General features: G+C 46.7%; 8 protein-coding genes and 1 pseudogene. 1 reads left to right on the top strand and 8 read right to left on the bottom strand.

The window, feature by feature from the left end; genetic code table 11:
* The first annotated feature begins 682 nt into the window (after positions 1–682).
* The gene (locus IQ211_RS16395) at positions 683–1,078 is read left to right on the top strand and encodes an ASCH domain-containing protein (RefSeq protein WP_189761348.1); all 396 of its coding nucleotides are present in this window, start codon (positions 683–685) and stop codon (positions 1,076–1,078) included.
* 43 nt (positions 1,079–1,121) lie between these two features.
* Here the strand turns inward: IQ211_RS16395 and IQ211_RS16390 are convergent, their stop codons facing one another.
* The 8 genes and pseudogenes from IQ211_RS16390 to IQ211_RS16355 all read right to left on the bottom strand — a co-directional run.
* The gene (locus IQ211_RS16390) at positions 1,122–2,426 is read right to left on the bottom strand and encodes a phage tail fiber protein (RefSeq protein ID WP_193836420.1); all 1,305 of its coding nucleotides are present in this window, start codon (positions 2,424–2,426) and stop codon (positions 1,122–1,124) included.
* 27 nt (positions 2,427–2,453) lie between these two features.
* Positions 2,454–6,059: a TipJ family phage tail tip protein gene (locus IQ211_RS16385; protein WP_193836419.1), complete on the bottom strand. Its 3,606-nt coding sequence runs from the start codon at positions 6,057–6,059 to the stop codon at positions 2,454–2,456.
* A gap of 21 nt (positions 6,060–6,080) precedes the next feature.
* Entirely contained in the window at positions 6,081–6,689 is a 609-nt protein-coding gene (locus IQ211_RS16380; protein WP_189761097.1) for a tail assembly protein, read from the bottom strand.
* Positions 6,690–6,742: 53 nt separating this feature from the next.
* Positions 6,743–7,078, bottom strand: coding sequence for a hypothetical protein (locus tag IQ211_RS16375; RefSeq protein WP_189761098.1), 336 nt, complete (start codon positions 7,076–7,078; stop codon positions 6,743–6,745).
* Positions 7,079–7,122: 44 nt separating this feature from the next.
* Complete coding sequence (locus tag IQ211_RS16370; protein ID WP_189761099.1) at positions 7,123–7,830, bottom strand: C40 family peptidase; 708 nt, start codon at positions 7,828–7,830, stop codon at positions 7,123–7,125.
* A 2-nt stretch (positions 7,831–7,832) separates the two neighbouring features.
* Positions 7,833–8,591 (bottom strand): phage minor tail protein L, encoded by a 759-nt coding sequence (locus IQ211_RS16365; protein WP_189761100.1) that lies wholly within the window; start codon positions 8,589–8,591, stop codon positions 7,833–7,835.
* The gene (locus IQ211_RS16360; RefSeq protein ID WP_189761101.1) at positions 8,588–8,923 is read right to left on the bottom strand and encodes a phage tail protein; all 336 of its coding nucleotides are present in this window, start codon (positions 8,921–8,923) and stop codon (positions 8,588–8,590) included. Before IQ211_RS16360 ends, IQ211_RS16365 begins: the two co-directional genes overlap by 4 nt.
* Positions 8,920–10,075: pseudogene (locus IQ211_RS16355) on the bottom strand (phage tail tape measure protein); the annotation flags it as partial. The pseudogene IQ211_RS16355 and the gene IQ211_RS16360, both read right to left, overlap by 4 nt.

Here is a 10,075-nt window from a genome sequence, read left to right as displayed (position 1 = left end):
CCAGTATAAAAGATAGTCAAGTGGCTAAACGTCGAAGAGCAACGTGGTCAGCAGAATTCCGTAGTCAGCTTATCTTTGATTGAATTAAATACAAAGTGGAATCCCGCCCTGACTGGGAATGTACTTTCAGATTACCCATTTATTCTAAACACAAATAAACAAAATAAGTTTTTGTTAGCTATATACCCAACATTCCATACTAACCTTTTCCCTGATTCCCGCCTAATGACGGAATCACCAAATATATTAAAAGATATATCGCATACCAATAGTATTAGGAAAGTATACATATGCGGAATGAAAGGCGCTCTGTCCTTAAGGCCTTATGATATTTTAGTAATTTATAGGACATCAGACGGGAGATCGGCAGCCCATTACAATTCAGTAGCTTCATCAATTTGTGTCGTTGAAAGTGTGAAAAATATCACTGACTTTTCATCAGAAGATGCTTTCATTGATTATTGCATAAAGTACTCTGTATTTACAAAAGGACAATTAAAAACATTCTATAGACATAAGAGATACCCTTTTATAATAACTTTTACTTATAACTTGGCATTACCTAAAAGATTGAATAGAGACTCACTCATTAACAATGTAGGACTTGACCCTAACGATCGGTGGAGTATACTAAGGTTAACCGATGAACAATTTCAAAAAATACTAACTTTAAGTGAAACAGATGAAAGTATTATTATCGATAAAGCCTGAGTTTGTTGAAAAAATACTAGAAGGCACCAAGAAATATGAATTCAGGAAAGGTATATTCAAAAACTCATCTGTTAAATCAGTCGTGATTTATGCAACTAAGCCTGTAGGTAAAGTTGTTGGTGAATTTAATATCGAACATATTATTGAGGATACTCCATCATCTTTATGGAGTATAACAAAGCAAAACTCAGGTATAAGTAAATTATTTTTTGATGAATATTTTAAAAGAAAAAATAAGGCATTTGCAATACAGATAGGTGATGTGCAGAAATATGATTATCCAATTTCATTAGATGAGCTTAGTGAACAATTAGGGAAACGAATCACTGCTCCTCAATCTTATTGTTATCTACCTATACCTGCTTGATCAAAATCAAACCAGCCCTCCCCGCGAGGGCTTTTTCACATCATCAAGGCTCTGAATTCACCACACCCTGCCTCAAATTCCACACCGAATCTTCCGGCATCTGCACGCGGACATCTAATCGGCAACCTTCGGGGATGTCGCAGGGTTCAGCATCGGCATAGTAGACCTTTTCACCGTCCACGATGTCTTTTATCCGCTTGTTCTGGAACTGCTTAGGTAAATGCGTGTGCTGACGGTGGAATGTCTTGATGGTGATGCAACCGTCCTTTTGCACCTGGTCATCAATATAGATGAGTTCCAGTCCGTTATTGTTCTTAGGCGACGAGATGCCGCCGTGAACACCCCATGCCCCGTCAGCGTTATAGCCCAGCACACCAGATATTTGATAATGACCGATGCCGAGTTTAGTGACGGTAGCACCTTCGGATTCGTCGTTGGTGGTGAACTTGCCATCGGGGTGGATTTGGATGATGGGGGAGGCTTTTTTCAGAAAACCGTTATTATCTACCGTTGTATTCCTGGTTCCCCACAGGTCAACATTACCATAATAATGTGTATCACCCTGGCTATAATAATACGCATAGCTAATACCTGCATTGCCGTCTGGTGTAATAAACCACCGAGAGCATGCGGTTACGCCGGATTTATCAGGCCAACCTCTGATATTCAATAAGCTGACATAACCGTATTGGGGTTTGTCGACTTGTTTTCCTGTTGCAATACCAGCACTGATACCCAAGGGGTAGTTATCCGGTATCGCCCAGCTCACAATGCTTCTGAAATCAACGTGTGACTGCACTGCGACAGGTTGACTGCCATTAAAGAGAGGGCCGCTGACAATATTTTTCGTTGCTGCTGAACCTAACCCCAGATTATTCATAAACGCCGATTTATCCAGAATATCCGCCCCATTCTTGGATTTATCCAGCTTCCCCTCCACCGCCGCCTGCAATGCCCGTATCGACTGCAATGACACGGTCTGTCCATTCGGTAAGGTCACATCAACCACGCCATTCTGTGACATCCATTTGTCCATGTTCTGGAGAAATTGAGTGATGTAGGTGGTGTTGGCCACAATATGCCGGACGGCATCGGAGGCGGAATCAGGAACGGTCACCTGAATCTGGTATTTCACATTATTCAGGGTGACAGCAACATTATCAGCCAGTACCAGTTCGGTATCCGAGTTCACCGCCTGTATCATGTGGATTAAATTACCGTTGCCGGACTGGATTAATATAATCTGCCCAGGGGCAACGCCGTTAATGTTCGAGATAAATTTGGTGCCCGTGCCGCGGACAATAGCCGAGCCGGACACGGTGGAAATCGTGCCTTGTTTATAGAGCATAGTGTGTTCCTGTTAATCGTAGAGTGCTTACGCTTTGAAAGCCAGAATAGTTATCATGAACGAGGCGCCTTCCTGATAATATGTAATTTCACCTTGTACATTTTTTGGTAATGTTCCATAACCCGTGATGATCGATGGGACATATTCTGTTCTGAGTCCACCTGTAGAAATTGCATATGTCCTCGCCCGGCATATTGTATTTCCATTTAGCGCTACCCACGCCTGTTTGCTGGAGCTTGCTGTAATTTGCAATGCAGGGATAACAATAACGCGGTCGAACGGTGACGGGGGGATGGTTAAATTTCCCGGGTTCATTGTGTAAACCTTCACAATGTCGCCAACGATATTATTCACTGACAACGTCCCTTTTATTTCGCAGTCCTCTTCGATGGTGACATTTCTCAGGGAGCCTGACGTCGCGTTAATCTCTCCCCGCGCCTTGATGTGACCAAATTCAGCAAAACCAGATTTATCAATTTTCCACCCTGTCCGACCTGCAACATAATTTCTGGATTGAATGAAGTTGCCAATTTTGGCATTCGTGATACTACCGTCTTCTATGAACGTATCCCTGATAAACACCTGACCATTCTTAATTACAAATACCGGTTCCATCTTCCCATTGGTCGGATTCACCACGGTAAGCTGATTTGCCCGGACGCCGAAATGCGTTTCGACCCTGCCATTTTTTACCTCAGCCCCAATGACCATTCCCGCGCCATAATATTGTCCCCTGTAGTTCACTCCTGCCCCGATATCTTTAATAGCATAACCGTTACCGTCGATATCAAAGACGGCTGTCGCTTTCTCGCGGATGATGGCCTGCTGTTCCCTGAACTGCGCCTGAAACTGCTGTGTTGATTCAGCCACGGCTTTCTGTGTATTGGATACTGCCTGCTTGTTGTCTATTACATCCGCTGCAATCCGGTTGACGCTGTCGTCAGTGTTCCCGATATTGGTACGCAATTCCGTGAGTTTCTGCGCCCACGCCTCATTGTCCGTCGCCCTGACCTGCCACAATTCGCTAATCTGCGCTTTATTCTCCCCATCGCGCACCATCAGCTCTCGGGATAGTTGCTGCTGGGCGTCGGCGAGAATAAGGGCGGTTTCATTGCTCCAATTCATGTCGGATTGCAGGCGTTTTCCGGCCTGAGCGGAAAAGAACTGGTCACCGGCTGCATCAATAATCCAGCTGGCATCATCGGACGACTCACCCCTGACAAACGCTGTCCACGGGGATTGATTGCCGGATTTATCCACCAGACGGGCACGAAACCAAAATGCCACCCCTGCCGCCAGCCCCTGCATAGTATGCGTGCGTTGTGGGTAGGGAATGTCGGCCAATAACATCAATCCCTCACCGTCATTAGTCCGGCTGTACTGGATTTCCGTTTTCAGCGTGTCGTCAGTCTGGGCGGCAAAGCCCCAATCGAGCTGAATACCGAAGATAATCGGCGTTGTTCTGAAGCCTAACGGTGTCGGCGGGTTGCCCTCTTTCCCTTTCAGATGGGTTTCCGGTGCATTCGCCCAGATACTGGATATCTCAGCGGCATTAATTGCCCTGACACGTGCCTGATAGCGACCGGCGTAAATGTTTGGCACTTCAAACGACGTTGTTGAGCTGCGCGGCACACTGATCCAGTTTCCGTTGTCACGCCTCCATTGCGCTTCGTATGCAATCGCGTTATCTGCGGGCTGCCACTGCACACGCATTGTTTCAACACTAATACCTTGATGAACCACAGAATAAGAGTCAATAATTATCTCTTTCGGCGGAAACTGGTTGCCGGGTGGAATGACGCTGATTGGCCGCTCATCGAGCACAGCGCCGGTATCAATCCGGTCATATTTGTTTGGATCATGCATCGCTGCTGAAATTGTAAATGTGCCATCGTCATTTTCAGTCACGCTGACAACGCGGTACTGTTGTGTATATAACTCATCGGATTCAACAACCCACACGCATTCAGGCTCTGGCGTTTCACTGTAGGCTGTCGTCACTGTGACAATGCTATCAGTCACCATTTGGATTGTTCTGACCTGTGATTTACCGGACGGTAAATTTAGCATCAGCTGGTCGCCTGGGGCGGCATCGGGTTTACGATCAAGTGTGATACTGCGACCATCGACAGCACTCACGCGGCCACCGGTGACTTTCCCAGATAACATTTCATCAGCAACAGCGATGACATAGCCTGGTTGTGGGATATTTCCGTCTAATCCCACAGAAAATGTAACAATTCGGTCTTTGTTGTTTGTCAGTATTCCCCAGCGACCTTTCCGATTCGCTTCGGATTGACGGGTGCAGCCTATCGCGGTTACTTCCAATTGATTAAAACCGAAACGCTCGACTAACTCGGATTCAAATACAGGCTCCATGGCATCGGCGTAGCCGTTGGCTGGATCTGAATAAGAGACAAGCGCAGATGAGTAACGTGTTTTACTGCTACTACCCGAGTACGCGAATTCTCCATCAATGACATTGGCACGGGTATAGCTGTAATCAATATCGCGAGGCATATCTGCAAGTGTGATTATCTGGTTTCCACCCCAGTAAGTCATTCCCCTGAAGATGGCCGCAAAATCACGTAACACCGTGTATGCTTCGTTACGGTCCTGAACATAGACGTCACACACATAGCGTGGCTCTGTACCACTCCCCCCTTTCCCATCAGGAACAGGCTGATCGCAATACTGAGCAACGCGATAAAGCTCCCATTTGTCGATGTTCTGAATTTTGATGCGGTCACCAAGGCCGAAACGATCAGAAATGACGATATCGTAAAAAACCCAAGCAGGATTGTTTGTCCACGCCCATTTAAATTGCCCTGACCATACACCGGAGTACGTGCGACTTTCCGGATCATAATTATCGGGCACGCGGATAATACGCATCTTGGGTTCACACGAGATTTGCGGCGTAGAACCGTTAAACTGTTTTGCATCAAACTCAATATATAGCAACGCGGTATGTGGGTATGTGAATTTAGCGTCGATAACTTCCGTATAGCTTTGTAATACAACTGTATCACCGATTTTGGCGCTGTTTGCATCTACTGTAATTTTTCGCACTCGCAGCGTCCATAATGTTGCTGATTGAGGCAAATCAATACGATGAGTGCGCTCATAACCCGATGTTGTTTTCCCTTTTACGGCACTATCAACAACAGTTTTCCAGCTCCCACCATCGGTTTGTAAATCAATCGCGTATTTCACTTCATTACCAACCAGATCGCCATTGTCCTCTTGCCTGAAAAGTGATGGAAATTTTAAGCGAACCCGGATAGCCGATAATTGTGAGTTAGTGAATGTGTGAACCCATGCCGTGTTACTTGAAACAGCCGTGCCGACATTGATTTCATTTTCAGCACTCGGCATACCCTGAATATACGTTTGCGCCTGTGTCCCTGCGCGGAATTCCCACGAAACACCGCTAAAATTTTTGGAACCATCGGGATTTAACAGCGGCGTGCCATCAAGAAAGATGTTAGTGCCGTTTAGTTCGCCCGCAAATTCGCCTTCACCCAGCGCCAATAGAAGTTTCGCTTTTGCTGTGGACTGGAGATCGTCAGGTTGCTCAATGGGGGTGCGAGAGCTTCCGCCGCCGCCTTTTTGGCCTGTGATTTTATTCATTGGATTACCTACAGAAAAGAATTATTGCTGGTCTTCGACGTAGACGCCAGCAGAAATGATCGCGCCACCGATGCGGCGTTTACCGTATCCAATCGGAACTGGATAACCTTGTGAAACGGTGTTTGTTGGTGAGCCAAAAGCGTATGAAGGTTTGTTTTCGCCCTGATCTTTCATTGCAAGACCTCCGGGCTGTGGGGATAGCATTTGGATTACGCCGCCAAGCATCATTGCCGTCCCCATTTTTACCATCCCGCTACCTATTGCGCCACCAACGCCAGTCCAACTGGTATAAAACCCAACAACAGCGCCAACAACAACCAAAACGGCACCAAAAATTGTCTGTAACATCCCAGCCTTTTTACTACCAATGACTACCGGAACGATACGAATCACCTCATTGGTTACTGGAAATCCCATATCATCAACACCAATGTTTTTCTTTCCACGAAAAACAGCATAAGTCAGACCTCGGGATTTGCTTGAATTTAGATATTGTTCAAAACCATCCAATGTACAACAAAGCGCTCTTATGGATTCACCTGTTGTGCTGATTAGTCTTTGATGGGTTTTACCGAATGTTTTCCCCAAAACTCCACCCAACTCTATTGTTGCAAGAATTTCTTTTTGCATAAAAACCCCATTAAAAAACCCGCCGAGGCGGGTTAATTATTATTAAATTTTTATCACATGCACTGACGAGCAGCATTTCCCCATGGGTCATTTGTACCTTTAGATGCAGCATAGACTTTCACAGTTGAACCGCCTCCACCTTTTTCATTTATCACAGCGACAGAAAGTGCTCCAAAGATATCGTCAGAAGATACTAATTTATACCCTGTTCCAGTTGGTATTGAATTGCTAGATGCTCGTAACTCAATCCATTTTGGGGCTAAACACTTATTAACCTGCTCAGCACTCTTCGTAGTTTCACCAGCATAGATAGGGTCTTGGGATTCTAGAGAAGTTGTTGTGCAACCTACAGATATAAATGAAAATACGATGAAAAGTAACTTTTTCATTACGATACCCCCTTCAAAATAAAAACAAAGGTAGCTGCCGGTTCTTAATTTGTCATGAAATTTTTATGTCTCAGTATCATAACTGTGCGGTCGCGCCAGTAACCACCATACGGTGTGCGCTGACTTAAATGCCCGTAAAGGTGATGGAGTAACATATTACCATCAAGCAGAATACCTGCATGATTAGCCACATTAGCCTGCACCTGCATAATGATCACATCACCAAACTGGGGGATATCGACTTGAACAAATCCGGCACTTTGCCAGTTCTCAATGTAGCGATTTTCACCTTGTTCCCACCATAGATAATTCACGCGGTAATCCGGTAACTCGATACCATGCTCTTGTTTGTAGTAATCCATAATCAGGCCGTAACAGTCCGTGAAGCCAAGGACAAACGGTCTACCGATCAATGGCAGCTCACCCCGTGGCTGTATTGTCCTGAAATCACCTTCCGGCCAACTCACAATATGCCAGGGGACACCCAACGCGTCGCACTGTGCTTTATCCAGTTCGGAGGGCTGCGTGGTTGCATCAGGATGACTGTGAACGATACCAATCACGGTTCCCCAATCTTCCGCCCCTGCGTAGTCCTCAGGTGATAAAACAAAATGTTCAGTTGGTTCGAGGGCGATATTGTGGCAGGGAAAATACTTCACGACGCGGGATTTTTGGACGATTACCCCGCAGCACTCGCGGGGGTATTCACGTTCAGCATGCGCAAAGATAGCATCCTGTATTTTTTTACGCATCGCTATCGCCTCAATAGTGACGTACCAGAAAAGCCACCAAATGGGATAGGGTTATTTCTCCCGAATCGTGGGAAGCATCCTGTTTTTAGCATACCACTACACTGGTCTTGTGCTGGGTCATCAACAGGGTTGCCATGCTTATCGAAATAGCCGTTTTGCCCTGCATAATCACAACCATCACCCGATTTATACTTTCCACGAATGCACCACGTACACATCGAATGCAATTGCCGCGTGGGTATCATCACGCCCTGTAAATCCATTGGACTTGCAAGTTCAAATTCAACAGCTTTATTGGTTTCTGAGCTTTTACTGTCAATATAGAAAACAGATAGGCGTTCCTGCGTAGAGTCCGCAGTCCGATTTCCATCAGGAAAATTTCGGGCATCAAGATAATGTGCCAGAGTGTCATGTATTGTAACTTTCGCTTTCAGCATATCGTCATATGCGATACACAATGCAGTGATAGATCCGTCAAGATTGGCGACTAATAACTTCGGTTGCGCACCGGAACCAGTTGTCGATGCTTCGAGTCCTTTTATCTGTACGGGCCATGCGATATATTCAGCACCTTGCCACCAGATTGATTTGGCAGGTAACTTACTCTCGTCACCACCTGCAATCTGTATTTCCGCCTCAGTGTGTGGGATGTTGTAAGCGTGAAAGCGAAGTACGTCCGGCATGCCGAACGCAGTCCCGTCTACTTCAAAAAGCCGGACAGCATTGCCCGGTTCTAATTTTTGATAATCAGATGTGATCATGGTTTAAATGCCTGAATGAATACAAGAGAAAGAGTGTAATTCCCCCCACCAATCGGTGTTAATTTATGCTCATCGCATCGATACAGACCGAGTGGCTCAAGTGGAGGTTTCCATTGAAAAGCCTTTATTCCACCGTGGCTATCAATAAACTGACGGATAGCGACGATATAAGATTCCTTACCGACAAATTCGAGCGTCCATTTCTGGCTGCGTGAATTAATACCATCACCAGACACTTGCTCGTAACCATCACCAAATCTGACCTTGCGCGTCTTGTAGGTGATGTCCTCAGTGGGATTTACTCGAGGATACCAAGTAAAAGTCTTAATCATCTTCCCCCCTTCGCTATATTCCAGATTGCCCCGCCCGGACGCAAATCTTTATCCCGCTCAGCTTGATAGACCTGGGTAAAGGCCCGCGCCAAACGCTCACCAAATGCCGCATCGGCCCCATTGGCGATCTGGCTTCTGCCACCGGAATCTGTGATATAAACCTGAATATTCGGTGCACCGCCTCCCCGATTCCCTGTGGGGAAAACGGCCCGCACACCGAGCGAGCCATCCGCACTACGCTTAAGCGGCATAATTGCCTCGGGACCTGCCTCACCCATTAGCCCTGCGCCTTTAGCAAACGCAAACAGAGTCGGACTGCTGACAATCTGCCCGCTGTACTGACTCAGGTTTGCCGACTGATAGACACCCCCTTTCGCGTTAGGGATAAAATCACGCCAATTAGTAGATAACCCCATCGCTCCCGTATTGGCTGCTGTTCCCGCCGCAGCACTTCCCACGCCTGCCATTGCACCGCCCATTCCCATCATCCCCTTTAAGACGGTATTGGTCAGAATGGCCTGCGCGGCCATGTCCATCAGGTTCTGGATAATGCTTTGCGTCAGGGAAGCAAACAAACTGGTCATCCCTTCTTTAAATGTCTGAGTGCCCGTTAACATCCCCGTTAACGTGTTGGTCATACGCTCCCGGGTGACATTGAATAAGTCGATGGTCATTTTCTGCATCTGTCCCTGAGCGGAATACAGTTGCATGGCGGCTTCATAGCGACGTTGATTAGTGTCATTATCGGCGGCAATCAGCAGTGCATTTTTGCGCTGCTCGGTGATGATTTCCTCCGTCGCATAGGTCTGAATCAGCGCTTTGCGTTTTGCCAGCTGGTTTTGCAGGTCTTGCAGGGGATCAACATTGCCTGCCAGTTCCGCTGTGGGGGATACCGCATAACGCTGATTGGCCTCCGCGACACTGCTCAGGTATTTGACCGCGATAGCCTGCTTACGACGCTCAACCTCTTCGGTACTTTGAATGGCGTTGGCCGCCATCTGGCGCTGCAACTGATCTTCGGCGTCCTGGCGAGCATGAAGAGCCTGTCGATAGGGATCGGCGGCGATAGCATCCTGCAAATCTTGGGTGCGTTGTTTTGCCAGAATACTGGCCTGACTGAGTTCAATCAGCTCCTCACGCTGCTTTCCGGTG

The organism is Xenorhabdus griffiniae (genome assembly GCF_015163655.1).
GTDB classification, from domain to species: domain Bacteria; phylum Pseudomonadota; class Gammaproteobacteria; order Enterobacterales; family Enterobacteriaceae; genus Xenorhabdus; species Xenorhabdus griffiniae.
Note: the sequence above shows the minus strand (reverse complement) of the source record. Positions and strands in the feature narration are given on the sequence as shown.

Excerpts from the sequence above, each read along its gene's own strand:
- IQ211_RS16395 (WP_189761348.1), top strand. The coding sequence starts at position 683 with ATGAAAGTATTATTATCGATAAAGCCTGAGTTTGTTGAAAAAATACTA.
- IQ211_RS16390 (WP_193836420.1), bottom strand. The coding sequence starts at position 2,426 with ATGCTCTATAAACAAGGCACGATTTCCACCGTGTCCGGCTCGGCTATT.
- IQ211_RS16385 (WP_193836419.1), bottom strand. The coding sequence starts at position 6,059 with ATGAATAAAATCACAGGCCAAAAAGGCGGCGGCGGAAGCTCTCGCACC.
- IQ211_RS16380 (WP_189761097.1), bottom strand. The coding sequence starts at position 6,689 with ATGCAAAAAGAAATTCTTGCAACAATAGAGTTGGGTGGAGTTTTGGGG.
- IQ211_RS16375 (WP_189761098.1), bottom strand. The coding sequence starts at position 7,078 with ATGAAAAAGTTACTTTTCATCGTATTTTCATTTATATCTGTAGGTTGC.
- IQ211_RS16370 (WP_189761099.1), bottom strand. The coding sequence starts at position 7,830 with ATGCGTAAAAAAATACAGGATGCTATCTTTGCGCATGCTGAACGTGAA.
- IQ211_RS16365 (WP_189761100.1), bottom strand. The coding sequence starts at position 8,591 with ATGATCACATCTGATTATCAAAAATTAGAACCGGGCAATGCTGTCCGG.
- IQ211_RS16360 (WP_189761101.1), bottom strand. The coding sequence starts at position 8,923 with ATGATTAAGACTTTTACTTGGTATCCTCGAGTAAATCCCACTGAGGAC.